We start from the raw sequence: 24,625 nt of genomic DNA, 5'->3' as shown, positions 1-24,625 counted from the left end.
GGCATGGACAACGCCGCCCTAGCCCTCGCCCAGTACGTCACGGCCACGAACCGGCATGATTTCGACGCAGTCGAGCCGCTCCTCGCCGCCGACTGCGTCTACTTCTTCGGAGACGCCACGTGCCGCACCCCCGCCGAGGTCCGGATCTACTTCGAGAGCACCTGGCGACAGATCGTCGACGAGGTGTACGAGGTCCACGACATCGAGTGGGTCCAAGATGCACCGGATGCCGCCACTGCCGTCTTCCGATACACCTGGCGTGGGCTGTGGGACGGCCGGGAGGCCTCGGGCGAGGGGCGCGGGACGAACGTTCTCGAGCGTCGCGACGGCCGATGGCTCATCGTGCACGAGCACCTGAGCCGGATGCCGTGACGCGCGCTGTCGACGGCCCTCGCTGGCGCGCGCCACGGCAGCGTGATCGCGGAGTTCGCGCGTCCGCCGTGTGAGTGAGACACTCCCCACGCGATCTACTCGGTGAGCAAGCGCTTCACCTCCGTCGCGATCGACGAGGGTGGTTCGGTCTCGATGGAGGTCCGAATGCTCGAGGATGCGACGACGCTCCGGTTCGAGGTGTCCGCGAACGGACACCTCGCGATCACGCGCGATGTCGGCTTCGACGGGCCGGATGTCTGGAACGGCGACGCTCGCCGCGGTCAGCCGGAAGTCGCCGCTTCGGGCGCCACCCACCAGAGCGTCGTGTCGCCGTAGCGCTTCGACCGATCTGCGATGAGCGCCGGCGGCAGCGTCGGCTCGGGCGATCGCGCTGCCCGCTCCACGATGACGGTCGCGTGCGGTGAAAGTGCCGGCACGAGCAGTTCGAGGGCGTGCGTGAGCTCGGATTCGGGCAGGTCGTACGGCGGGTCGAGGAACACGAGATCGAAGGGTCCGCGTGGAGCGTGCAGATACGCCGCGGCCGACACGCGATGCACGACGATCGCGGCATCCCTCCCCACGGCTCTCGCGACGCGGGTCGCGTTGCGTTCGGCGACGGATGCCGCGCGCGACGACTTCTCGACGAGATCTGCTCTCGTCGCACCACGGCTGACGGCTTCGAGGCCGAGCGCACCCGAACCCGCGTAGAGGTCGAGCACCGCCGCGCCGCGGAGGGCGTCGGCCGACTCCAGCGCACCGAAGAGCGACTCGCGGACGCGATCACTGGTCGGGCGCGTGCCCGCATCGGGAACCTCGAGCGTGATGGATCCCGCGCGCCCGGCGATGATGCGTGTCACACGCCCACGATAGCCGCGGGTCCCACTACGCCGCGGTGGGCGCGGGGTCTTCGTCACGCAGGCGGGGCTCGGTGCGCAGCTCGGGCCGCAGACCCGCCTTGTCGGCATAGAACGCCCGGATGACCTCCATGTCGGCGTGCACGTCGCCCGTGAGCTCGACCGTGGGTCCGAGACCCGTGGTCATCGTGGTGCGGTCGACGTAGCCCAGCGTGACGGGCATGCCTGCCTCGCGGGCGATGCGGTAGAAGCCCGACTTCCAATACGGACTCCTGCCGCGCGTGCCGTCGGGCGTCACGACGAGCCCGAAGACATCGCCCGCCCTGATCCGTGCGACGACGTCGGCGACGACGCGCGACGCGTCATCACGATCGACGGGGATGCCGCCCAGCCGTCGCATGACAGGTCCTCGCCACCCACGGAAGAGGCTCGCTTTGCCGAGCCATCGCACCGGGATGCCGAGGCGCCAGGCGATGCCGAGCATCAGCACGAAGTCCCAGTTCGACGTGTGCGGCGCCCCCAGCAGCACCGCGGGCCGACTCGGCGCCGCCTCGGTGACGAGTGCCCATCGGCTGCACGCCCAATAGAGCCGAGAGAGCAGCCTTCGCACCATGACGCCACCGTACGCCACGCCGCTGCATGCCGAGCGAAACGGCCGCCCGCCAGGCGGGGCGTCCTCCGCCCTGAATAGACTCGTGCCATGCCGACTTTCCGCCTCGAGTCGCGCCTGGACGGCGCCGTCGGCGGCAAGACTGCGTCGGCACTCGAGCGCGCATTCGGCATGCGCACGGTGGGCGATCTGCTCGCGCATTACCCACGCCGTTACGCACGACGCGGCGAACTGACACCCATCTCCTCGCTGCCGGTCGGCGAGCCGGTCACGATCGTCGCCGAGGTCAAACGCGTCAACGAGCGCAGGATGCAGAACCGCAAGGGGTCGATCCTCGAGATCGTGATCAGCGACGGCCAGGGCGACCTGTCGCTGACGTTCTTCAACCAGACGTGGCGCGTCAAGGACCTCCGTCCTGGGCGGCGGGGCATCTTCGCCGGCAAAGTGGGGGAGTACCGCGGCGCGAAGCAGCTGGCGCACCCCGACTACGAGCTCTTCGACGACGAAGAGACGGCCCGGCTGACGGCTGAGGCCAACGCCAATCTGCCCATCCCGATCTATCCCGCGACGAGCACCATCGCCAGCTGGCAGTTCACGAAGATCGTCGAGATGGTGCTGGACGGATTGGGCCCGGTGCCAGACCCGCTCCCCGAACCCCTGCGCGTGCGGCATGGTCTGCTCGATGCCCGTACCGCCCTCGAGCGCATGCATCGACCCGACTTCGAAGACCAGATCGAGCAGGCTCGTGCGACCCTTCGGATGCACGAGGCGTTCGTGCTGCAGGTCGCCCTCCTGCAGCAGCGCGCCTTCGTGCGGGCGCTTGCGGCGACCAGCCGCATGCCGGGCGCACTGCTCGACCGTTTCGACGCGGAGCTGCCCTTCGCGCGGACACCCGACCAGATCTCAGTCGGAGACCAGATCGCGCGCGACCTCGAGGGCGACTGGCCGATGAACCGGCTCGTGCAGGGCGAAGTCGGCTCGGGCAAGACGCTCGTCGCCCTGCGCGCGATGCTGCAGGTCGCCGAGAGCGGCGGCCAGTCGGCGCTCATCGCCCCTACCGAAGTGCTCGCCGGCCAGCACGTCCGCTCCATCGCCCGGATGCTCGGGCCTGAACTGGCGCCCGAGCTCATGCCGACGCTGCTGACAGGCCAGATGACCGCCGCCGAGCGGCGCAAGGCCGCGCTGCGCACCGCATCCGGCCAGGCGCGGATCGTCATCGGCACGCATGCGCTCCTCAGTGACACGACGACGTTCGCGGATCTCGGGCTCGTCGTCGTCGATGAGCAGCACCGGTTCGGGGTCGAGCAGCGTGAGGCGCTGCGTGCGAAAGGCTCGTCGCCGCACGCCCTCGTGCTCACCGCGACCCCCATCCCGCGCACGGTCGCCATGACCGTGTTCGGCGACCTCGACGTGTCGACGATCCGGACGATGCCCGAGGGACGCGCGGGCATCGAGACCTTCGTCGCCCCGCTCAACGAGAGGCCCGGCTGGTTCGCACGGGTGTGGGAGCGGATCGCCGAAGAGGTGGCGCAGGGGCGGCAGGCGTTCGTCGTGTGCGCCGCGATCGACGCCGACGCCGCGACGAAGGACGACACGGCCGACGAACCCGTCGCCCCGGTCGAGGGCGGTGCGCCACGTTCGCGCTGGGGCGTGGTTCAGGTCGCGGACGTGCTGTCGCGGCTGCCCGCGTTCGACGACATCCGCGTCAAGATCCTGCACGGCAGGATGCCTTCCGACGAGAAGGACGCCGTCATGCAGGCGTTCGCGCGCGGCGAGGTCGATGTGCTCGTCGCGACGACGGTCGTCGAGGTCGGCGTCGACGTGCCGAACGCATCGACGATGGCGATCCTCGAAGCCGATCGCTTCGGCGTCTCACAGCTGCACCAGTTGCGTGGCCGAGTGGGTCGAGGCGGGGTGCCGGGACTCTGCCTGCTCGTGACCGAGGCGCCCGCCGGCTCGCCCGCTCGGCAGCGCGTCGATGCGGTCGCCGCCACGCTCGACGGCTTCGAACTGGCAGAGGTCGATCTCGGGCTGCGCGGTGAGGGCGATGTGCTCGGCGACGCGCAGTCGGGGGCGAGGTCTTCACTTCGACTCCTGCGTGTGGTGAAGGATGCCGATCTGATCGCCGAGGCGCGCGTCGCCGCCGAGCAGCTCCTCACCGAGGATCCCGCGTTGACGCGGCATCCGGGCATCGCCGAGGCGCTCGAGCGGCGCGTCGGCATGGAAGAGCGCGCGGCCCTGGCGAAGAGTTGACGCAGCGTCGCAGAGGGCGCCGCTAGGCTGACCGCATGAGCAGCCGGATCGCCGTCGTCCCCGGATCATTCGACCCGCCGACCCTCGGGCATCTCGATGTCATCAGCCGCGCAGCATCCCTTTATGACGAGCTCCACGTGCTCGTGGTCCACAACCCCGGCAAAGAGGCGATGCTCCCGATCGCGCAGCGGCTCGCGCTGCTCGAGCAGTCCATCGCAGAGAGCGACATCGACGGAAACGTCGTGGTCGCGTCGTGGAGCGTGGGGCTGCTGGTCGACTATGCGACGGATGTCGGAGCCGGCGTGCTGGTCAAAGGGATCCGCTCTCAGATCGATGTGGCCTACGAGACCCCGATGGCGATCGTCAACCGTCACCTGGCTCACGTCGAGACGGTCTTCCTGCTGCCGGACCCGGCGCACGCGCTGGTCTCCAGCTCATTGGTGCGTCAGGTCGCGTCGCTGGGCGGGGATGTGTCGCCCTTCGTCCCGCCCGCCGTCGCGCGTTTCCTGGGTGTGGGCCCCGCCTGAGTCCAGCCCTCGCGCACCGGGGCACGGGTAGCATGGACCCTCGTGAGAAAACGCAGGCCAGGGCCCTTCAGCATCAACGTGCGTGACATCGTGCAGCACCCAGGCGAGATGCGTGAGACGTCGCTCGCGGTGCCCGCCGCCGAACAGTGGGGCGAAGGCCTCGTATCGGTCCAGCAGGGCGAGCCGGTCCTCGTGGACGTGCGCCTCGAGTCGGTTCACGAGGGGATCCTCGCCTCCGGAACCATCGACACCGAGTACACCGGAGTCTGCGGGCGGTGCCTCGACGACATCGCCGAGCGCGCCCAAGTCGAGTTTCAGGAGCTTTTCGCGTATCCTGGAGAGGAAGCAACTGACTTCGAGGTTCAAGACGACCACGTGGATCTTGAAACTCTCGTCAGGGATGCGACCGTCCTGGCGCTTCCGTTTCAGCCGGTGTGCGAGCCGGATTGCCCCGGCCTCGATCCGGCTACGGGCGAGCGGCGCGCCGTGAGCACCGGAGCAGAGCAGAGTATGCCCCCGGATTCACGATGGGCCGCGCTCCAGGAATACACCTCAGACCACGACGACGAAGCCCCGCGCGCCTCGCGCAGCCGAGTCGGCGAGAACACAGAAGAGAGCTAGCCATGGCAGGTAACCCCCCGAAGCGGAAGGTCTCCCGCTCCAACACCCGTTCGCGTCGCGCGCAGTGGAAGGCGGCGCCCATCACGCTGACCACCACGGTCGAGAACGGCAAGGTCGTCTACAGCCGCCCCCACCAGGCGAAGGTCGTCACCGACTCGCAGGGCACCGAGCTGTTCCTCGAGTACAAGGGCCGCAAGGTCGCCGACGTCTGATAGCCCTCTGGGGCCAGACGTGACGGACGTCACAGCCGGGCGCAGCGCGCTCGCCGACCTCTCACAGAAGCTCGGAGTCGACATCGACTCCGAGCTTCTGGAGTTGGCGCTGACCCATCGTTCCTGGGCATACGAGCACGGCCAGGCCCCGCACAACGAGCGCCTCGAGTTCCTCGGCGACTCGGTCCTGGGCCAGGCGGTCACCGTCCGGCTGTTCACGCGGCATCCGGATCTCGATGAGGGATCACTCGCGAAACGTCGCGCAAGCGTGGTCTCGACGGTGGCGCTCGCTGAGATCGCGCGAGGGATCGGGCTGGGGGCCTACGTCCGACTCGGTCGCGGCGAAGCTCTCAGCGGCGGTCGCGAGAAGGACTCGATCCTCGCCGACACGATGGAAGCCGTGTTCGGCGCGACGTACATCTCGGTCGGAGCCGATGCGGCCGCGGCGCTCGTGCTGCGCCTGGTCGATCCGCTCCTCGACGACCCCGACCGCTACGGCGCCGCGATCGACCCGAAGACCAGCCTTCAGGAACTGGCGGCGCGGCTCGGCGCCCCGCCGCCGGTCTACGCGGTCACGGCGACCGGACCCGATCACGACCGCACTTTCGTCGCGACCGTGCAGGTCGGCGTCGTCACGACCGAGGGCACCGGGACCAGCAAGAAGCAGGCCGAGATGGCTGCCGCCCTGCGCGCATGGCACGAGCTCAGCGACCGTGCCTGAGCTGCCCGAGGTCGAAGTCGTGCGCGCCGGCCTCGCTCCCGCACTCACGGGCGCGACGGTGCTGGGCGTGACCGTCCTCGACGAGCGTGCGCTGACTCGTCATAGAGGCGACGGCGCGCATTTCGAAGCGGCCCTCACCGGTCGCCGCATCGTCGGCGCCGCGCGCCGCGGGAAGTTCCTGTGGTTTCCCGTCGCCGACGCCCTCGTCGCACAGCATGAGGCGGCACCCGTCGAAGCGGTCGTCGCCCACCTCGGAATGAGCGGGCAGATCCTCCTCCGCGCTCCTGGCGCGCCGCCCGAGCGCCACGAACGCGTGCGGCTCGACATCCATCACCCCGACCATGGCGAGCTGACGGTCGTCTTCGCCGATCAGCGCACGTTCGGCTCGCTCGCTCTCGATCCGCTCGTGCCGGCAGCGGATGCCGCGCCTGGCGGATATGGCACGACAGAAGCCACGGTTCCGGCGCAGGTGGCTCACATCGCCCGCGATCCGCTGGATCCGGCCTTCCGGGATGCCGGATTCCGTGCGTCGCTCGCGCGCAAGGACTCCGCGATCAAACGAGTGCTGCTCGACCAGAGCGAGGTGAGCGGCATCGGCAACATCTACGCCGATGAAGCGCTGTGGGCTGCCCGCATCCATCCCGAGGTGACGGCGCGTGTGCTGTCCACGCGTGCCGTGAACCGGCTGCTCACCGAGGTGCGTGCCGTGCTCGAGAAGGCGCTGGCTGAGGGGGGCACCAGCTTCGACGCCCAGTACGTGAACGTCAACGGCCAGGCCGGATACTTCGCACATTCGCTGAACGCCTATGGCCGCACCGGTCAGCCCTGCCCGCGGTGCGGACGCCCCATCGTCAGGGTGTCGTTCACGAACCGGTCGAGCCACTACTGCCCGCACTGTCAGCGGGCACCGCGCATCACGCGCTGAGGACCTTCTTCCACGCGCCCGCGTACGAGGCCGGTACGAAGCCGATCGCCTCGTTGATGTCGAGCATGTGGCGATTCTCTTCGGCGTTGAAGGTCGAGACGCGCGGCGAGTGCGGCATGAGCTCGCGCCAGCGGATGAGGTTCGCGCACTTGACGATCGCCCCGAGCCGCCGCCCGCGGTGCTCCTTGAGCACGAGCGTGCCCCACTGGTGCGTCGCGGCGGTGTGATCTGCGGCGATCACGAGCTCGTTGTACGCACTGATGCGACCAGACGGAACGTGCTCCACGCACACCACCGAGACCGTGTGACCGCCTTCGAGCAGACGCATGTCGCGGCGCTCGACGCGAGCGGCATCCCATTTCTCTTCGGTCCACACAATCTCGCCGGTCGGTACGTCGGTCGACATCCGCGAGATCACGTACGCGAAGCCCTCCTTGTACTCGTCGGGCGTCGGCGCGAGCCAGTTGACGACCCGGTAGTCCGGCCCCGCGACCTCGAGCGCCTCGGCGAGCATCCGCTCCACGACATCGAAAGAGCCTGTGAGGTCGAACACGCTGTTGCGCTCGGCCTGCTCGAACGAGTAGCCGTTTCGGAGCATGAACCGGGTCTGCCTGTCCTCCGCCGGAATCGACCCGAAGCCCGTGGGCGACGCCAGACGCTCGCCCACGGCGTCGGGCCGGTGCAGCGTCCAGGTCTGCACGACCGAGCGCCCGAGCGCGCGTGCCTCTTTCTCGATCGCCTCGAGCAGGGCTTCCTCGACGCCCTCTCCCCAGTGGTCGGGGTCGGGCATGATGTCGCACTCGAGGGAGGTGGCGCCATCCTCGAGCGGCACCATCATGGTCGCGGCCCCGACGGACACACCGTCGCGCTGCGCGGTGAAGCCGATCTGCAGGCGATCCGTCTGGTCGTGCCACGACGGCAGCTGCTCCTCGGCGGTCTGGTCGAAGTAGTCGTGCCCGGTGTCGTGGCGGCACAGCGCATTGCCGATCGCCACCATCGCGAGGAACGCGCCGGCATCGGGGGCATCCACCGACGACGGCACTGGGATCCGCTCCACGGTCAGGGTCGCGACATCCGTCATCTCAGTCACCGAGCACCTTCTTCCATGCGCCTGCGTACGACGCCGGCACGAAGCCGACGGCCTCGTTGATGTCGAGCATGTGGCGGTTCTCCTCGGCGTTGAAAGTCGAGACACGCGGTGACTCGGGCACGAGCTCGTGCCAGCGCAGGAGGTTCGCGCACTTCACGATCGTGCCGAGACGGCGGCCTCGGTGCTCCTTCAGCACGAGAGTGCCGTACTGCTGTGTCGCGCCGGTGTGGTCGTCGGCGATGACCAGCTCGTTGTACGCCGCGATCGTGCCGGTCGGCACGTGCTCGACCGCGGCGACCGACACGGTCAGACCCTGAGCCCTGTGCCGGGCGTCACGTCGCTGGACGCGTGCGGCATCCCAGTGCTGCTCCTCGACGACCATTCCGCCCGTGGGCGCATCCGTCGACATTCGCGAGATCACATACGCGAAGCTGTCGAGGTAGTCCGGTGGCGTCGGCGAGGTCCACATCACCGTGCGGTACTCGTCTCCGGCCACCTGAACCGCGTCGGCCAGCATCCTCTCCACCGGTGCGAAGTCACCCGTGAGGTCGAACACGCTGTTGCGCTCGACCTGCTCGAAAGTGAAGCCGTTGTCGAGCTGGAATCGCGTCTGCCGGTCTTCGGCGGGAATCGACCCCCACCCGGTCGGCGGTGCGAGCCTCGGTCCGGGAGTCGTCGGTCGATGCAGCGTCCACGTCTGGATCGTGGTGATCCCGCGCTCACGCGCTTCGCGCTCGACTTCGGCGAGCAGCGCGTCCTCGATGCCCTCGCCCCAGCGGGTGGGGTCGGGCATGAGATCGAACTCGAGCGTCGTGGTCCCCTCTTCGCGGGCGATCATGATCTTGACGGCCCCGACGACGATCCCGTCACGCTCGGCCAGGAAGCCGAGCTGGATCCAGTCGGCCTGGTCCTGCCAGAAGCCGAGCGCCTCTTCGGGCTCCTCGTGCAGGTAGTCGTGTCCGGCATCCGCCAGGCACAGCGCGTTGGCGAGTCGCACCAGGTCGAGGAACCGCCCGGCGTCGGGAGCATCCAGCGATTCCGGTACGCGCAGCGGCGAGATCGTGAGGATGCCGGCATCCTTCGTGTCAGTCATCGAGCACCTTCTTCCACGCACCTTCGTAAGCGATCGGCACGAAGCCGATGGCTTCGTTGATGTCGAGCATGGGCCGATTCTCCTCGGCGTTGTACGTCACCACACGGGGTGACTGCGGAGCGATCTCGCGCCACGAGAGCAGACCCGCGCACTTGACGAGAGTTCCCAGCTTGTGCCCGCGGTGCTCCTTGAGCACGAGCGTGTCCTCCTGCTGGGTCGCCTCGGTGCGGTCCTTGCCGATAACCAGCTCGTTGAATGCGACGAGCTCGCCTGTCGCGATGTGCTGAGCCGCGGTGACCTGCATGAGCCTTCCGACGTCGGTGTACCTCGCATCGTGCTGCGCAAGACGCTCGGCATCCCACACCTCCTCGTCGAACTGGAGGTCGGCTGCCGGCGCATCCGTGATCATGCGCGACTTCATCCAGGCGTAGCCGCTCACGAACTGGGGCGGCGTCGGGGGAGACCACTGCACGACGCGGTAGTCGGCCGAAGCCGCCTCCGCCTCGGCGAGCAGCCGGGCGACGTCGTCGAACGAGCCGGCGAGGTCGAACACGCTGTTGCGCTCGACCTGCTCGAGCGAGAAACCGTGGTGCTCGAAGAACCGAGCGGCGTGATCCTCGGGGATCTCGCCGAAGCCGGTCGGTGGCGCGATGCGAGGGCCTTCGGCTGCGGGATGCTCGGCCCACGACTGGAGGATCGTGCGGCCGTGCTCGCGAGCGGTGTTCTCGATGAGCGCGTATGCCGCCGAGCCGATGCCTCGGCCCCACACTTCGCGCAGCAGCTCGACGCGCCAGAAGGCGACCTTCGAGTCCTTCTCGTTGGGCAGCTCCACCATCGCACGACCGACGATCCGGCCGCTGTCGACGACGACCCACGCGAACAGCACACGGTACTCGTCGGGCTTGAGGTTGGGCAGCAGCTCGTCGGCGGGCACCGAGCCGTCGTCATGGCCGGAGATCTCTCGGTAGACGAGGTTGCGCACCCGCACCATCTCGCGGAAGTCGGCCGCATTCTCGGCGTCGACGGATTCGGGGATGACGAGGGGGCGGAATTCGATCTGGGTGAGGGTGTCGCTCATGATGCGTCCTTGGGATGAGTCGTACATGTTCGGGGTGGGGTCCGTCGACCGGATGTCGGTCGACGGACCCCGGGCGGCCGTCACAGCCGGGGTGCGAGGAGAGCCTCGCGGGTGTATCCGTGCTCACGAGCGGCGCGAGCCGTGTGAGTGCGGTAGGACCGCGAGTGCTCTTCGCGGTCGAGCGTGAGCCGAGGGCTCCTGGTGCTCCAGATGAGCAGTCGCAGTCCGATGTGGAGCGCGATGCGGTCAAGGAGCGACGTGTGCGGAGGGCGGCTCGTGAGCCGCTGCGTATCGGGGATGCCCGATGGGCGCTGCGGCGCAAGGAGTGTACTCATGATGGTTCTCTTTCGAGGGAGGGTGGTGCCCGAGCCCGGATGGGTCGGACGCCGGATCCGGATGGATGCCGGCAGGGGGTTGTCGTGCCGCAGCACGGCGGGGGGACGGAGTCGCACGGGAGAGCGGATGCCTCGGATCGAGGCGGCGCTTCGAAGGATCGCCCGATGGTGGGCGGAGTCCTCCTGTGCGGGGGTCAGATGGCGGTGTGAGCGCGGCTGTTCTGGCAGGCGCCGAAGGAGCCGGTCCCCAGAGCGAACGCACGCGCAACGCCGCCATCTGGTGTGGTGATTCCAGTGGGGTTCATGTGCATCATCGGGGGACCTCCTCTCAACTTCGGGACGCGGAGAGTGACGCTAGCGCGGTCGGCGGGCGGATGTCAAGCGTTCTCGCAGATTCGGGTGACGACGGGCGTGTCGCGGCATCCGTTCGTCCCGGCTCGCCTGCGCAGAAGACGGGGGTCGTTCCGGTAGCGTATGGCGGTAGCCGACCGGGGTGGAGGACGCCTAGATGCACCTGAAGAGCGTGACGCTCAAAGGGTTCAAGTCGTTTGCCCAGCCGACCACCTTCGCCTTCGAGACAGGCGTGACGTGCATCGTCGGGCCCAACGGATCCGGCAAGTCGAACGTCGTCGACGCACTCGCCTGGGTCATGGGCGAGCAGGGCGCCAAGACGCTTCGCGGCGGCAAGATGGAGGACGTCATCTTCGCCGGAACGGCGACCCGCGGACCCCTCGGCCGAGCCGAGGTGCAGCTGACGATCGACAACACCGACGGCGCGCTGCCGATCGAGTACGCCGAGGTGAGCATCAGCCGAACGCTGTTCCGCAACGGAGCCAGCGAGTACGCGATCAACGGCGACGTCTGCCGGCTTCTGGATGTACAGGAGCTGCTGAGCGATTCAGGCCTCGGGCGCGAGATGCACGTGATCGTCGGACAGGGCCGCCTCGACAGCGTGCTGCAGGCGTCGCCCGAAGAGCGCCGGGGGTTCATCGAGGAGGCCGCCGGCATCCTGAAGCACCGACGGCGCAAGGAGAAGACCCTCCGCAAGCTCGATGCCATGCAGGCCAACCTCACGAGGCTGAGCGATCTCGCGGGTGAGCTTCGCCGGCAGCTCAAACCGCTCGGCCGTCAGGCGGAGATCGCCCGCGAGGCCGCCACGATCGCCGCGGTCGTCCGCGACGCGAAGGCCCGGCTGCTGGCGGATGAACTGGTGGGACTGCGCGAGCAGCTGGCGAGCCACGCCCGCAGCGAACAGGAACGCCACACCGAGCGGCTGGTGCTGCAGGATCAGCTCGACAATGCGCGTGCGCGCACCGAGCAGCTCGAAGCCCAGCAGCAGTCCGAGGCCGTCGACGAGGCGCGCCGCGTGGCGTTCGGACTCGAGCGGGTGCAGGAGCGCCTGCGCGGCCTCTACAGCCTCGCCGGCCAGCGCCTCGCACTGCTCGGGGAGGCCGAGGACGACGATCGCGTCCAGGGGACGACGGTCTCACAGCCCATGATCGACGAGGCACGCGCCGAGATCGACGATATCGCCGCGGGACTGGGAACCGCCCAGGATGCCGCGGGCGAGGCATCCCGCGACGTGATGCGCGCCCGCGCAGAGCTGGACGCCCTCGACACCGACATCGCCGCACAGAGTGCGCTCGTCTCGGAGCACGACATGCGGATCACCGCCCTGCGCGGTTCGGCTGAGGCGGCGGCATCCGCCCTCGCCGCCGTCCAGGCGGGCGTAGATCGTCAGCAGCGCGCGCTCGACGCGGCGAACGCGCGCCGGGCCGACGCACAGGAGACGCTGGCGGGCGTGGATCCCGACCTGGTGCCGGAGGGGTCAGCCGCGGAGTACGCGGCGGCGTACGAGCGGTCGCAGCGTGACGCGACCGAGGCCGAGTCGAGAGTGGGAGCGCTCCGCGAGAAGCTCCATGCTGCGGAGCGCGAGATCGAAGCGCTCACCGCCCAGACGACCGCACTCGGACGTGCGCTCGACGTCAAGAACGCCGCAGCCGAGCTGCTCGCCCGAGGCGGATCGGGAGTGCGAGGCCTGCTCGGCGACGCGGTAAAGATCACGGTCGGATTCGAGTCCGCGATCGCCGCGGCTCTCGGCCCGCTGGTCGAGGGCCTGCTGGTCAGCACTCGCCAGGATGCGTTCGCCACCGCCCGGATGGCCCGAGACGGCGACTTCGGCGTCGTGGACATCGCGATCGCCGAGGCGAGCGATGAGCGACGCGCGCTTCCGGCCATTGCCGGAATCGTGCCGGCACGCGACGTGGTGGCGGCGCCGGATGGAGTGCTCGGCATCCTGTCGCACGTGCTGATCGCCGATGACCTCGACACCGCCCTGGCTGCTGCCCCCGAGATCGAACGAGCCGGCATCGCCGGATCGGTCACGATCGTGACCCGCTCGGGCGAGGTCGTCACCGCCCACACGGTCCGCGCCGGTTCGGGGCAGGGCCGTTCACGCCTCGAGCTCGCGGCGGAACGGGATGCCGCGGCGGACCGCAACGACGAGATGCGGGTCGTGGCCGACTCGCTGCGCGAGGGCCTCGCTGATGCCGCACACGTGCTCGATTCGGCACGTCAGCGTGCCAAGGCGACCCTCTCGACGCTGCGCGAGCACGACGCCGCACTTGCCGCCCACACCGAGCAGGTGAATCGTGCGACCGTGCGGTACGAGGCAGCCGTGGCGGAGTGCGAGCGTCTCGCGGCGGGTGTCGCGCAGGCCACTGCGGCGGTCGACGAGGCTGAGGCTGCAGCACGGTCCGCACAGCATCAGCTCGACATTGCGCTCGAGGCGCCGCGGCCGATCCTCGACGCGTCGGCCCGCGAGGGCATGCTGGGCGCCCTCGAGGCGGCGCGGGACGGCGAGATGCGCGCGCGGCTGGATGTCGAGACTCTCCGCGAGAGGATCCGGGCCGGCGAGGCCCGCGTGGTGCAGCTCGAGCGGCAGCGCGAGCGGGAGCGGGATGCTGCCGCCGAGGCGGCACGGCGCACGGTGCTGCGCCGAGCTCAGCGGGAGATTGCAGCCGGCATCGCAGGACAGCTGCCTGCCGTGCTGGACTCGATCGACAGATCGGTCTCGCAGGCGCGGGTCGAGCTCGCCACGGCCGAGTCCGCGCGAACGGCCGTGAGCGCCGAACTCGGAGAGCTCCGGCAGCGCGAGTCGGTTACTCGTGAGCGACTCGCCGGTCTCACGGAGAGCGTCCACAGTCTCGAGCTTCAGATCCATGAGAAGCGGCTGCACGTTTCCGGACTGCTCGAGCGCGCGGCATCGGAGCTGGGGCTCGATGAACAGATTCTTGTTTCGGAATATGGTCCCGATCAGCCGGTTCCCGTCGTTCATGCCCTCGTTGGCTCCGATGACGAGGTGCCGGATGCCGCATCCGATGCCATCGCGGCGTCCGTCGCATACGACCGCGCACAGCAGCGGCGGCGCCTGCAGGACGCGGAGCGCAAGCTCACCCAGCTCGGACGTGTGAACCCGCTCGCACTCGAGGAGTTCGCCGCGCTCGAACAGCGCCACCAATTCCTCACCGAGCAGCTCGCCGACCTCACTCAGACGCGCAAGGACCTGATCACGATCATCGAAGAGCTCGATGAGCGGATGCAGGTCATCTTCCTCGCCGCGTTCGAAGACACTCGCACCGCATTCGGAGAGGTCTTCCCCGTGCTCTTCCCGGGCGGAACCGGGAGCATCTCGCTCACGAATCCCGACGAACCGCTCACGACCGGCATTGAAGTCGCCGTTCGACCGGTCGGCAAGAAGATCGAGCGTCTGTCCCTGCTCTCGGGTGGGGAGCGCTCCCTCGCGGCTGTCGCGCTGCTCGTCGCGATCTTCAAGGCCCGCCCCAGCCCCTTCTACATCCTCGACGAGGTCGAAGCCGCGCTCGACGATGCGAACCTGGGCCGGCTGCTGGGTGTGCTCGAGCAGCTGCGTGAAAGCAGCCAGCTCATCGTGATCACCCATCAGAAGCGCACGATGGAGATCGCCGACGCCCTCTACGGCGTTTCGATGCGCCAGGACGGTGTCTCGGCCGTCGTCGGTCAGCGGGTGGGCGAGCGCGTCGCGAGCTGAGCTGTTGCGGGTCAGGCGATCGCGCGGCGGACGAGCGACAACGCGTCGGGTGCGCGAAGTTCGCTGCCGCGTTCATGCGCGGTGATCAGCTGATCGGGACCGAGGAGAGCGGCGATCCTGTCACGGAGCTTTGCTTCGGCGGGGCGCGCGATCGGCCAGGCGAGCAGGCCGCCGCGAGTGCGCAGGCCGGCAACAGCCGCGAGCGCGGTCGCTGCGTCCACTGGTCTTGCTTCGGCGAGGGCCAGTTCCGCGTAAGCGATGAGGGTGAAGCACGCGAGGATCGTTCCGAGCTGCGGTCCATCGATGTCGTCAAGCACTTCGGCGAGTAGTCGTCGTGCATCCGCGTGCGATCCGGCGCGCACGTCGAGGATGACCAGCTGAGTGCGCGCTCCCGCCGTGAGCCATCGATTGCCGAAGCGGGTGCCGAGGTCGGCGGCTTCGCGGAGAAAGCGCCGGCCCGCGTCGTCCTCGTCCAGCGCGGTGCGAAGCATGCCGACGGTGAGGGCCGCGAACGCGATGACGGCGTCGTCGTGTTCGGCGAACCCGTCATAGGCGCGAGTGGCCTCCACAAGTGCGCCGTCGAAGTCGTCCGCGATGGGAAGACTCCACGAAAGGGCCAGGTGAAGTGCGTTCCGCAGCGCCGACTCGGCGACGCGGTCGATGACCTGCGGGATGGTCGACGCCGCGGCGACGGCACCCTGGTCATCGCCCACGGCGACAGCTGTCACGACCTCCGTGAAGAGCACTTCGGCCTGCGCACGATCGTCCAACGACGCGCTGCCGGCGACGCCACGCAAGTCGCTCACCCATTCGCGGCCCTCGACCAAGCGGTCGTTCGTCTGCCAATAGAGCCACAGCGAACGCAGCAGATGGGGAAGGCGCGTGATGTCGTTGCGGAAGAACCACGCGATCGCGACGCGGACGTTCTCCTCCTCGACACGGAGGCGGTCTGCCCACGGTGTCGTCAGATCGGTCGGCACCGCATCCGTGTCGATGATCGAGGCGAAGTACTCGGCATGACGCCGCTCGACGGCGGGACGCTCCGGACGAGCGAGAAGGTGTTCGGCCGCGAGCTCGCGCACTGTCGTCAGCATGCGAAAACGCGGTTCGGATGCCGACGCGTCAACCGTGACGAGGCTGTGGCCGGCGAGGGCGTCGAGCAGATCGAGCGCGTCGAACTCGTCGGTCGCTGCGACCGCCGCGGCAGCCGCGATCGTCCAGCCGTCGGCGAACACCGACAGGGTGGCGAGCAACTGGGCTTCGGAGTCGGCGAGCAGCCCGACGCTCCATTCCGCCGTCGCACGGAGCGTGCGCTGGCGCTCAGGGAGATCCACCGGTCCGCTCCCGAGGCCGTCCAGCACGGACTCCAGCCGGCTGAGAAGCGCGGTGGGCTCGAGGAGTCTCGTCCGAGCGGCCGCGAGCTCTATCGCGAGCGGCACTCCGTCCAGACGGCGGCAGATCTCGGCGACAGCCACGGCGCTGTCGGGTGTCAGAGCCAGGTCACGGTGCACGGCACGGGCGCGGTCGAGGAACAGCCGGACCGCCGGCAGGGATGCGATGCGCGCTACTGCCGCGTCGTCCGCCTCTTCCGGCAGAGCCGGAACCGACAGCGGCGGCACGACGTATTCGTGCTCAGCACGCAGACGCAGCACAGTACGGCTCGTGGCGAGGATCTTCACGCGCGGGCATTGTGTGAGCAGGTCATCGAGATCTGGCGCGACATCGATCACCTGTTCCAGGTTGTCGAGTATCAGCACGACGGGCGTCTCGGCGAACTGCTCGACCAGCGCCTCGAGCGCGGAGCCGGTTCCCTCGACACTGGCGCCGACGGCCGCCGCGATACGCGCAAGCACCGACGAAGGCTCGGTCACGTTCGCGAGCGGCACGAACACGACCCGGGCGGCAACACGCTCGTCCACAGACTCGCCGACGGCGATGGCGAGGCGGGTCTTTCCGATTCCGCCTGCTCCGGAAAGGGTGACGAGGCGAATGCCGGAGGACTCCAGCATCCCCACGACGGCCGAGACATCCTCTTCCCGACCGATCAGCGAGGTCGAGGTCACCGGGATGGAACGCCGGTCGTGGAGAGGAGTCGCCGGCGGTGTCGCGGGACCGGTGTCGTGGCGAGCGCTATCGGCGAACCGTTCACTCAGCAGCACGGCGAGGTCGTCTCGCACGAGACGGCCGAGCTCCCGCGTGCTGTGGAAGGTGCGATAGGCGTCCACCCCCTGCGATCGGATCTCGTCGATCATGGCGCTGAGCTCCGGCTGCCGGTCGGGTGCAGGGGCCTTGAGGTACAGCAGTCGCGGACGGCCCTCAGACAGGCGGAATTCGTCCTCCAGCCCTGAGATGTCCATGCCCGGCCCGATCCAGCCGTAGCTCTGCCAGTAGAGACCTACGAAGATGTCGGACTGCGCCAGGTACGCGCGATAGAGCTCCTGTGGCGGATGCGGTCGAGCTCCCAGCTCGAACATCACGGGCGCGAGCCGCAGAGACGTGATGGCGCGAGCGACAGCCGCCCGCTCTTCGGCGAGTTCGGCGAGTGTCGAGCTGACGAAGACCCGCAGTCGCTGATCGGGCGTGCGGATGACGGGTTCGTCGCTGCCCTGCGATGACATGGCTTCATCATGCCGCGATGGACCCAGGTGCGGCACGCCTAGGCTGGTCGCATGGCTGAGAGTTCCTGGTCGCTCGGTCGCGCGCTGCGCGGCGTGTTCGTCAAACCCACGATCGATGAGACGACGTGGGACGACCTCGAGACGGCGCTTCTCACTGCCGACTTCGGCCCCGACATCACCGAGCGGATCGTCGACGAGCTCCACGAGAAGGTCGACAGGTATCGCACGACCGATCCGCGAGACCTGCAGCGGATGCTGAAGGAGACCCTCGAGGAGCATTTCGCGAAGTTCGACACGACCCTCCGGCTCACCGAACGCCCCGCCGTCGTGCTGGTCGTCGGAGTCAACGGGGTCGGCAAGACGACGACGATCGGCAAGTTCGCCAAGTTCTTGCAGCGGTACGGGCGGTCGGTCGTGGTCGGCGCCGCAGACACGTTCCGCGCCGCGGCCGTCGACCAGCTCGCGACCTGGGCGGAGCGCGGCGGAGCCGCGATCGTTCGGCCGCAGCAGGCGGGCCAGGATCCGGCATCCGTTGCCTTCCAGACGATCGACTATGCCAAGCGGACCGGCACCGAGATCGTGCTCGTCGACACCGCGGGGCGCCTGCACACCAAGGGCGGCCTCATGGACGAGCTCGGCAAGATCCGGCGCGTGATCGAGAAGCAGGCGCCGATCAGCGAGGTGCTGCTGGTGCTGGATGCCACGACGGGCCAGAACGGCGTGATGCAAGCTCAGGCCTTCCTCGAGCACGCCGGAGTGACGGGGCTCGTCATCACGAAGCTCGACGGATCGGCGAAGGGCGGCTTCGTCCTCGCGGTCCAGGAACGCACCGGAATTCCGGTCAAGCTCCTCGGCCAGGGCGAGGGGATCGGCGACCTGACGGGCTTCACTCCGCACGTGTTCGCGGCATCCCTCGTCGACTGATTGCGACATCCGTCGCACCAGGACTATCGCACCGGCCCGCAGGCTGGTTTTATGGGGACATGGCGATCGAGCACGACTTCTTCGGACTTCTCGAGTCCGGACCGGACGGGTCGATCTTCTGGTCCGAAAACGTCGAGCTGGGGGATCAGACCGTGACGGTCGACCTCACCGCGCCCGACCAGGACGACGTTTCGGAGGCGGCTCTCGACGTCGCGGCGGGCCTCATCTCGGCCATCGAGACCATCGACCGCAGCGCCCGGAACGCGATGGTCGCCGAGCTCGACGATCGCACCAGCGAGGTGATCGAGTACATCCTGCAGCAGCAGGCGTCGCTCGGCGATGAACTCACCGAGCTGCTCGTGGATGTCTCGGGCGACACGCACATCGACATCATCCGATCACTGCAGCTCATGAGCATGACGATCCTCGCCGATGAGCATGGCGGAGCGGATCCGTTCGCGGTTCTCGAGTACGCGCTCGACCCGGATGCGACGGACGACGTGCTGCTCGTCAACCTCGACTCCGACGGAGACGTGCTGTCGGTCACGAGCGCAGACTAGCCCTCTCGGCTTCATGCGACGGGCGGGTCACACCGCCTGCGCGAACGCCCCGTTCCCCTCGATCGCGATGTCCTGTGCGAGGTGCGCGAGATCGGCCGGGATGTCGCGCCCCTTCGAGAGCATCGACTGCGCCCAGAGTCGCCCCGCGCGATAGGACGAGCGGACCAGTGGCCCGGCAAGCACGCCGAGGAATCCGATGCGCTCGGCCTCTTCCTTGTACTCCACGAACTCCTGGGGCTTCACCCAGCGGTCGACCGGCAGGTGCCGAGGGGACGGACGCAGGTACTGCGTGATCGTGATGATGTCGGTGCCGGCATCGTGCAGGTCCTGCAGCGCCTGCACGACCTCCTGGGGCTCTTCGCCCATCCCGAGGATGAGATTCGACTTGGTGATGAGACCCGCATCGCGCGCCATCGTGAGAACCCCGAGCGAACGGTCGTAGCGGAACGCGGGGCGGATCCGCTTGAAGATGCGCGGCACGGTCTCGACGTTGTGAGCGAACACCTCAGGGCGGGAGTCGAAGACCTCGCCAAGCAGTACGGGATCCCCGTTGAAGTCGGTGGCGAGAATCTCGACACCCGTGTTGGGGTTCTCGGCGTGGATGCGCCGGACGGTCTCGGCGTGCAGCCACGCCCCGCCGTCTGGCAGATCATCACGCGCGACACCGGTGACGGTGGCGTAGCGCAGGCGCATCTGAACGACGCTCTCCGCGACACGACGAGGCTCGTCCATGTCGTAGTCGGCGGGCTTGCCGGTGTCGATCTGGCAGAAGTCGCAGCGGCGCGTGCACTGCGAGCCGCCGATGAGGAAGGTCGCCTCGCGATCCTCCCAGCACTCGTAGATATTGGGGCAGCCGGCCTCCTGGCAGACGGTGTGCAGCCCCTCATCCTTCACGAGCTCGTGCAGAGCGGTGTATTCGGGACCCATCTTCGCTCGCGTCTTGATCCACTCGGGCTTGCGCTCGATCGGGGTCTCGGCGTTGCGGATCTCGAGTCGCAGCAGCTTGCGCCCGCCCGGGGCGGCGACGCTCACGCGGGCACCCCGGCGAAGTCGTCGGTGAACGCGCGAGCGACGGTGTCCAGCACGTCTCGCGGCGTGATGTCTGCACCGATGAGCTCGCTGATCGTCGTGACACCGGCATCCGAGATTCCACACGGGATGATGCCGCGGAACGGCGCCGTCGAGTTGTCGCAGTTCAGCGCGAAGCCGTGCATCGTGACGCCGCGCTGCACGCGAACGCCTATGGCGGCGACCTTGTCTTCGCCGAGCGGTCGGCGCACCCACACCCCGCTCCGATCCTCGACGCGGTAGCCCTCAACGCCGTATTCACTCAGCACATCGATGAGCAGATGCTCGAGGCGCCGCACGTGGGCGATCACGTCGAGTGGTTCGGGCAGGCGCACGATCGGGTAGCCGACGAGCTGGCCGGGACCGTGCCACGTGATCTTTCCGCCGCGGTCGACGTCGACGACCGGTGTGCCATCGGTCGGGCGCTCATGGCGTGCGGTGCGCGCACCCGCCGTATACACCGGCTCGTGCTCCAGCAGCAGGAGCGTGTCGGGCCTCGTGCCCTCGACGACCTCGGTGTGGATGCGACGCTGCAGCGCCCACCCGTCGAGGAACGGGACGTAGTCGGGGGAGAGGCCAACGGTCTGGACGTCGAGCACGGTTTGCTCCTTCGCTCGTGGCGATAGCGGAACTTGCTGTATCGCGTCCAACAATACGCCGACACGGTGGCGGATCGTACGCTGGGGGCATGTCGTCAGAGTCGCGGGCAGGAAGACCCAAGGCATCCTCGCGCGAGACCCTCGCCGAGGCGGCTTGCGAGCTCTTCCTCGAGAAAGGGTTCGAGGCCACCTCGATCGCGGACATCACGACGCGCGCCGGCGTGAGCCGTTCCAGCTTCTTCAACTACTTCGCATCCAAGTCCGACGTGCTGTGGGCAGCTCTCGATGACCGGATCGCTCTGCTGGAGCAGCGTCTCGCGTTCACCGACGGAGCGCCTGCCGCAGCAGACGTCCGGACGGCGGTAGCAGCCATCGCGGTCGGCTTCGCACCCGACAGTCTCGCTCTCGCGCTGGTCAACGCGACGGCGATGGGCCTCGAGGACGAACTCGAGCGGGAGGCGTCCGTCCGGCGTTCCCGCATTGCGCGCGCCGTGGCCGACCGCCTCCGGCGCGGCGGAGCCGAGCGCATCGACTCCGAGGTCGCGGCATCCGCGTGGGCGGGAGCGGTGCTCGCGGCGCTCGAGGCGTGGGCGCACGACGGACCTGGACGCACATCGCTCGTGCGGTTCTTCGCACGCGCGACGGTCACCGCCGACGCGGTCACCGCGGCAGCCGGTGGCGCGGTGCGGCAGCTGCGCGTGGTCGTCCAGGCCCCGGACTTCGACACGGCGGTCGCGTTCTACCGCGATGCCGTGGGGATGCCGCAGGCCGAGGCGTATGAGGCGGACGGCGGCGCGCGCGTGGTCATCCTGGATGCCGGTCGGGCAACGCTCGAGCTGGCGAACCCCGAGCAGGTGGCGTTCATCGATCGCGTCGAGACCGGCGGCGACGCGCCGAGCGACCGCATCAGGATCGCGCTCGAGGTGGACGACACCCCAGCCGTCGCCGCGCGGTTGACCGATGCGGGCGCCGAGCTCGAGGCATCCCCTCGTCTGACGCCGTGGCGGTCGCTCAACGCCCGTCTCCGTGGGGCAGCCGGCCTTCAGCTGACCCTCTTTCAGGAGCTCGGGCCGCGATAGCCCGCCGCTCGCGGGTTCGGGCGCTCAGCCGAGGACCAGAAGATCGACCGATCCACGGACACTTCACGGGATGCCGGACACGTACACAGTGACGGCACCTGACGATGGAGGCACCATGACCACCGATCCCCTCGACGATCTGCTCGAACGCTCCGCGCCTGCGACCCGGTCGATCACGGACGCGCACCTCGACGCCATGATCGCTGACGCCCGGCGACAGGTTCCACGCCCGCGACGCAGGCGGATCGCGACCCTCGCGGGCGCCCTCGCGCTCGTGCTCGTCGGGGGAGCCGGCGTCGCTGCCGCGACCGACGGATTCTCGTGGGCGCCGTGGGCGCAGGATCCGGTGGGCGCCGTGGCATTCCAGATGGCGAACGGGTTCGAGTGCGAGCTCCGGTTCTCGTCGTACACGAGCGGTGCGGACCCCGCGTACGTCGCCGAGGTCAACCGCATACTCGAGGACTGGTACCGGTCGGCCGACGTCCTCGGCGACGCAGAACCCCTCCTGCCTGCCGCGCGTGAGCACATCGCCGCGATGGGTGCCGACTCGGCGGCCCTGGACGCGGGAGCCGACATGTCGGAACTCACTCCGCAAGCCCGGGCGGAGGAGGTCGAGCACCGCTCATGGACGGACGAATGGATGACGTGGGAGTGGGTCATCGGCGACCTCGAGACGCAAGCGCTGCGGGATGCCGGGTTGACGGTCCCCGACGAGCGGCTCGTGGGCAGCGAGCGCAGCGGCCAGATCCAATGCCTCGATCTCGACGGTCGACCCTACGTGCCGGGTGCCGGGTCGTGAGGCGCGAGGACCGTGAGCTGACCTCGGCGCTGGCCGCGGCATCCGCAGACCTCCTCGCCTATCTGCAACGACGTGTCGGGCAGGATGACGCTCCGGACCTGCTCGGCGAGACGATGGTCGTCGCGTGGCGCCGAGTCGCTGACCTGCCGGCCGAGCCCGAGCGGGCGCGGATGTGGCTGTTCGGCATCGCGCGGGGAACCCTCCTGAATCATGCGCGCGGTGAACGCCGGCGGTGGGCTCTCGCCGATCGCATCCGCTGGAATGCAGGGGCGGATGTCGCGGCCCCGCCCGCGGACGAAGGTGCGGAGGTGAGAGACGCCATCGCCCGACTCGATCCTGATCTCGCCGAGCTGGTGCGGCTTGTGCACTGGGAGCGCTTCAGCCTCGCAGAGGCGGCCGAGCTGACCGGGATTCCGGCATCCACTGCCCGCGGGCGCTACGCGCGCGCCAAGGACGAGCTGCGCGCGGCGCTGGGCGTCGCGGTGGACGCCTGACGCGCACGCGTGAGAGATGCGCCGAGGGCGGGCCGCGGCATCCGCTCGCGTAGAATTGGCGCATCATGGCGACTTTCGGCACCCTCTCCGACCGACTCACCGAGACTTTCCGCAACCTCCGCAAGAAGGGTCAGCTGACCCCGGCGGACATCGACGGAACAGTCCGAGAGATCCGGCGTGCTCTGCTCGACGCCGACGTGGCGCTGCCCGTCGTCAAGGAGTTCACAGCGAAGGTGCGAGAACGCGCACTCGGTGACGAGGTCAACAAGGCGCTCAATCCCGCCCAGCAGGTCGTGCAGATCGTCAATGAGGAGCTCGTCGCGATCCTCGGCGGCGAGCAGCGCCGCCTGCAGTTCGCGAAGAACCCGCCGACCGTCATCATGCTGGCGGGGCTGCAGGGCTCGGGTAAGACGACCTTCGCAGGCAAGCTCGCGAAGATGCTCGAGAAGGACGGGCACACGCCGCTCCTCGTCGCAGCCGATCTTCAGCGTCCGAACGCCGTGAACCAGCTTCAGGTCGTCGCTCGCCAGGCGGGTGCGGCGATCTACGCCCCCCAGCCCGGCAATGGCGTCGGAGACCCGGTGCAGGTCGCGCGCGACGGCGTCGAGGTGGGCCGGCGCCAGCAGCACGACGTCGTCATCATCGACACGGCCGGACGCCTCGGTGTCGACGCCGAGCTGATGAAGCAGGCCTCCGACATCCGCAAGGCGACGGATCCGGACGAGGTGCTGTTCGTCATCGACGCCATGATCGGCCAGGATGCCGTCAACACGGCCAAGGCCTTCCAGGAGGGCGTCGACTTCACCGGCGTCGTGCTGTCGAAGCTCGACGGCGACGCACGGGGCGGCGCGGCGCTGTCCGTCGCGTCGGTCACCGGCCGGCCGATCATCTTCGCGTCCACGGGCGAGGGACTCGACGACCTCGAGCCGTTCTACCCGGACCGCATGGCGTCGCGCATCCTCGACCTCGGCGACATCCTGACCCTCATCGAACAGGCCCAGCAGGCCTTCGATGAGGAAGAGGCCATGAAAATGGCCGAGAAGCTCGCGACCGAGACCTTCACGCTGGAGGACTTCCTCGACCAGATGCAGCAGCTGCGCAAGATGGGCTCGATGAAGAAGATGCTCGGGATGCTGCCGGGCATGGGCTCGATGAAGCAGCAGCTCGAGGACTTCGACGAGCGAGAGATAGATCGCACCGAGGCCATCATCCGCTCCATGACACCGGGGGAGCGCCGCAATCCCAAGGTGCTGAACGGATCACGGCGCCTGCGCATCGCGCGCGGCTCAGGGATGACCGTGACCGAGGTCAACGCCTTGGTCAACCGCTTCGAACAGGCGGCGAAGATGATGAAGACCGTCGCCCGCGGCGGCACGCCGAACATTCCGGGCATGGGGCCGATTCCGGGGTCGCGTCCGGGCGCGTCCGCCAAGCGCGGCAAGCAGCCGAAGGCGCAGGGCTCGCGGTCGGGCAACCCCGCCAAGCGCGCGGCCGAGAACGCCGGCATCGCCGCCGCTCCCGCCACGCCGACCGGGTCGGGATTCGGCTTGGGAGGCGGCGCCAAGGGCGCGCCCAGCGAAGCTGACCTCGCCGAGCTGCAGAAGCTGCTCGGCAAGGGCTGAGCCGCGGCATCGTCGCTCGGGCGTGTGGCGCCCGCTCGACGAGAACAGGGTGTTCGACCAATTCAGGCCGGATGCCGGCGGATCGTCCTGAATGCGTCGATC

24 protein-coding genes are annotated in these 24,625 nt (G+C 68.8%); 15 read left to right on the top strand and 9 right to left on the bottom strand.

The window, feature by feature from the left end:
- Nucleotides 1-3 precede the first annotated feature (3 nt).
- Nucleotides 4-372, top strand: a complete 369-nt coding sequence (locus tag ABD188_RS14095; protein ID WP_344063495.1) for a YybH family protein — start codon at nucleotides 4-6, stop codon at nucleotides 370-372.
- 102 nt (nucleotides 373-474) lie between these two features.
- The gene (locus ABD188_RS14090; RefSeq protein ID WP_344063492.1) at nucleotides 475-708 is read left to right on the top strand and encodes a hypothetical protein; all 234 of its coding nucleotides are present in this window, start codon (nucleotides 475-477) and stop codon (nucleotides 706-708) included.
- Here the strand turns inward: ABD188_RS14090 and rsmD are convergent.
- Together rsmD and ABD188_RS14080 are read right to left on the bottom strand one after the other, a co-directional pair.
- On the bottom strand, nucleotides 654-1,229 hold the full coding sequence (rsmD, locus tag ABD188_RS14085; protein WP_344063489.1) for a 16S rRNA (guanine(966)-N(2))-methyltransferase RsmD: 576 nt from the start codon (nucleotides 1,227-1,229) through the stop codon (nucleotides 654-656). The two genes, ABD188_RS14090 and rsmD, sit on opposite strands and share 55 nt — an antisense overlap.
- A 25-nt stretch (nucleotides 1,230-1,254) precedes the next feature.
- A complete protein-coding gene (locus ABD188_RS14080) occupies nucleotides 1,255-1,839 on the bottom strand; it encodes a 1-acyl-sn-glycerol-3-phosphate acyltransferase (protein WP_344063487.1) in 585 nt (194 codons plus the stop codon).
- An 87-nt stretch (nucleotides 1,840-1,926) separates the two neighbouring features.
- Between ABD188_RS14080 and ABD188_RS14075 the strand changes: the two genes are divergently transcribed.
- The 6 genes from ABD188_RS14075 to mutM all read left to right on the top strand — a co-directional run bounded on the left by ABD188_RS14075 (nucleotide 1,927) and on the right by mutM (nucleotide 7,095).
- Nucleotides 1,927-4,089, top strand: coding sequence for an ATP-dependent DNA helicase RecG (locus ABD188_RS14075; RefSeq protein WP_344063485.1), 2,163 nt, complete (start codon nucleotides 1,927-1,929; stop codon nucleotides 4,087-4,089).
- A gap of 35 nt (nucleotides 4,090-4,124) precedes the next feature.
- Nucleotides 4,125-4,616 (top strand): pantetheine-phosphate adenylyltransferase, encoded by a 492-nt coding sequence (gene coaD, locus ABD188_RS14070; RefSeq protein ID WP_344063482.1) that lies wholly within the window; start codon nucleotides 4,125-4,127, stop codon nucleotides 4,614-4,616.
- Nucleotides 4,617-4,724: 108 nt separating this feature from the next.
- Nucleotides 4,725-5,237 (top strand): YceD family protein, encoded by a 513-nt coding sequence (locus ABD188_RS14065; RefSeq protein WP_344067122.1) that lies wholly within the window; start codon nucleotides 4,725-4,727, stop codon nucleotides 5,235-5,237.
- 2 nt (nucleotides 5,238-5,239) lie between these two features.
- A complete protein-coding gene (gene rpmF / locus ABD188_RS14060) occupies nucleotides 5,240-5,449 on the top strand; it encodes a 50S ribosomal protein L32 (RefSeq protein ID WP_028495421.1) in 210 nt (69 codons plus the stop codon).
- Between the two features lie 19 nt (nucleotides 5,450-5,468).
- Complete coding sequence (rnc, locus tag ABD188_RS14055; RefSeq protein WP_344063479.1) at nucleotides 5,469-6,170, top strand: ribonuclease III; 702 nt, start codon at nucleotides 5,469-5,471, stop codon at nucleotides 6,168-6,170.
- The gene (gene mutM / locus ABD188_RS14050; RefSeq protein ID WP_344063476.1) at nucleotides 6,163-7,095 is read left to right on the top strand and encodes a bifunctional DNA-formamidopyrimidine glycosylase/DNA-(apurinic or apyrimidinic site) lyase; all 933 of its coding nucleotides are present in this window, start codon (nucleotides 6,163-6,165) and stop codon (nucleotides 7,093-7,095) included. Before rnc ends, mutM begins: the two co-directional genes overlap by 8 nt.
- On the opposite strand, the gene ABD188_RS14045 is transcribed toward mutM, so the two are convergent.
- From ABD188_RS14045 to ABD188_RS14030, 4 genes are all read right to left on the bottom strand, one after another.
- Nucleotides 7,085-8,176: a GNAT family N-acetyltransferase gene (locus tag ABD188_RS14045; RefSeq protein WP_344067119.1), complete on the bottom strand. Its 1,092-nt coding sequence runs from the start codon at nucleotides 8,174-8,176 to the stop codon at nucleotides 7,085-7,087. The two genes, mutM and ABD188_RS14045, sit on opposite strands and share 11 nt — an antisense overlap.
- Before the next feature lies 1 nt (nucleotide 8,177).
- Nucleotides 8,178-9,278 (bottom strand): GNAT family N-acetyltransferase, encoded by a 1,101-nt coding sequence (locus tag ABD188_RS14040; RefSeq protein WP_344063473.1) that lies wholly within the window; start codon nucleotides 9,276-9,278, stop codon nucleotides 8,178-8,180.
- Nucleotides 9,271-10,356, bottom strand: a complete 1,086-nt coding sequence (locus tag ABD188_RS14035) for a GNAT family N-acetyltransferase (RefSeq protein ID WP_344063471.1) — start codon at nucleotides 10,354-10,356, stop codon at nucleotides 9,271-9,273. The genes ABD188_RS14040 and ABD188_RS14035 overlap by 8 nt, the downstream gene beginning before the upstream one ends.
- Before the next feature lie 80 nt (nucleotides 10,357-10,436).
- Nucleotides 10,437-10,691 (bottom strand): hypothetical protein, encoded by a 255-nt coding sequence (locus tag ABD188_RS14030; protein WP_344063468.1) that lies wholly within the window; start codon nucleotides 10,689-10,691, stop codon nucleotides 10,437-10,439.
- 508 nt (nucleotides 10,692-11,199) lie between these two features.
- Between ABD188_RS14030 and smc the strand changes: the two genes are divergently transcribed.
- The gene (gene smc / locus ABD188_RS14025; RefSeq protein ID WP_344063466.1) at nucleotides 11,200-14,760 is read left to right on the top strand and encodes a chromosome segregation protein SMC; all 3,561 of its coding nucleotides are present in this window, start codon (nucleotides 11,200-11,202) and stop codon (nucleotides 14,758-14,760) included.
- Nucleotides 14,761-14,771: 11 nt separating this feature from the next.
- Here the strand turns inward: smc and ABD188_RS14020 are convergent, their stop codons facing one another.
- Nucleotides 14,772-17,378 carry a DUF4062 domain-containing protein gene (locus ABD188_RS14020; protein WP_344063463.1) on the bottom strand — a complete coding sequence of 869 codons (2,607 nt, stop codon included), beginning with the start codon at nucleotides 17,376-17,378 and terminating at the stop codon, nucleotides 14,772-14,774.
- Nucleotides 17,379-17,429: 51 nt separating this feature from the next.
- Between ABD188_RS14020 and ftsY the strand changes: the two genes are divergently transcribed.
- Nucleotides 17,430-18,302, top strand: coding sequence for a signal recognition particle-docking protein FtsY (gene ftsY / locus ABD188_RS14015; protein WP_344063460.1), 873 nt, complete (start codon nucleotides 17,430-17,432; stop codon nucleotides 18,300-18,302).
- Nucleotides 18,303-18,361: 59 nt separating this feature from the next.
- Nucleotides 18,362-18,862, top strand: coding sequence for a DUF2004 domain-containing protein (locus ABD188_RS14010; protein WP_344063457.1), 501 nt, complete (start codon nucleotides 18,362-18,364; stop codon nucleotides 18,860-18,862).
- 27 nt (nucleotides 18,863-18,889) lie between these two features.
- Here ABD188_RS14010 and lipA read toward each other — a convergent pair whose 3' ends face one another.
- Nucleotides 18,890-19,894 carry a lipoyl synthase gene (gene lipA, locus ABD188_RS14005; protein ID WP_344063454.1) on the bottom strand — a complete coding sequence of 335 codons (1,005 nt, stop codon included), beginning with the start codon at nucleotides 19,892-19,894 and terminating at the stop codon, nucleotides 18,890-18,892.
- A complete protein-coding gene (gene lipB, locus ABD188_RS14000; RefSeq protein ID WP_344063451.1) occupies nucleotides 19,891-20,529 on the bottom strand; it encodes a lipoyl(octanoyl) transferase LipB in 639 nt (212 codons plus the stop codon). The genes lipA and lipB overlap by 4 nt, the downstream gene beginning before the upstream one ends.
- A gap of 89 nt (nucleotides 20,530-20,618) precedes the next feature.
- On the opposite strand from lipB, the gene ABD188_RS13995 reads away from it, so the two are divergent.
- The 4 genes from ABD188_RS13995 (at nucleotide 20,619) to ffh (ending at nucleotide 24,523) form a co-directional block, all read left to right on the top strand.
- Nucleotides 20,619-21,608, top strand: coding sequence for a TetR family transcriptional regulator (locus ABD188_RS13995; protein ID WP_344063448.1), 990 nt, complete (start codon nucleotides 20,619-20,621; stop codon nucleotides 21,606-21,608).
- 115 nt (nucleotides 21,609-21,723) lie between these two features.
- Nucleotides 21,724-22,407, top strand: coding sequence for a hypothetical protein (locus ABD188_RS13990; RefSeq protein WP_344063445.1), 684 nt, complete (start codon nucleotides 21,724-21,726; stop codon nucleotides 22,405-22,407).
- Nucleotides 22,404-22,901 carry an RNA polymerase sigma factor gene (locus ABD188_RS13985; RefSeq protein WP_344063442.1) on the top strand — a complete coding sequence of 166 codons (498 nt, stop codon included), beginning with the start codon at nucleotides 22,404-22,406 and terminating at the stop codon, nucleotides 22,899-22,901. Before ABD188_RS13990 ends, ABD188_RS13985 begins: the two co-directional genes overlap by 4 nt.
- Before the next feature lie 65 nt (nucleotides 22,902-22,966).
- Nucleotides 22,967-24,523: a signal recognition particle protein gene (gene ffh, locus ABD188_RS13980; RefSeq protein WP_344063439.1), complete on the top strand. Its 1,557-nt coding sequence runs from the start codon at nucleotides 22,967-22,969 to the stop codon at nucleotides 24,521-24,523.
- Nucleotides 24,524-24,625: the final 102 nt, after the last annotated feature.

This window comes from Microbacterium pumilum (assembly GCF_039530225.1).
Classification (GTDB): domain Bacteria; phylum Actinomycetota; class Actinomycetes; order Actinomycetales; family Microbacteriaceae; genus Microbacterium; species Microbacterium pumilum.
The sequence above is the reverse complement of the archived record's forward strand: the minus strand, read 5'-3'. Positions and strand labels throughout refer to the sequence as shown.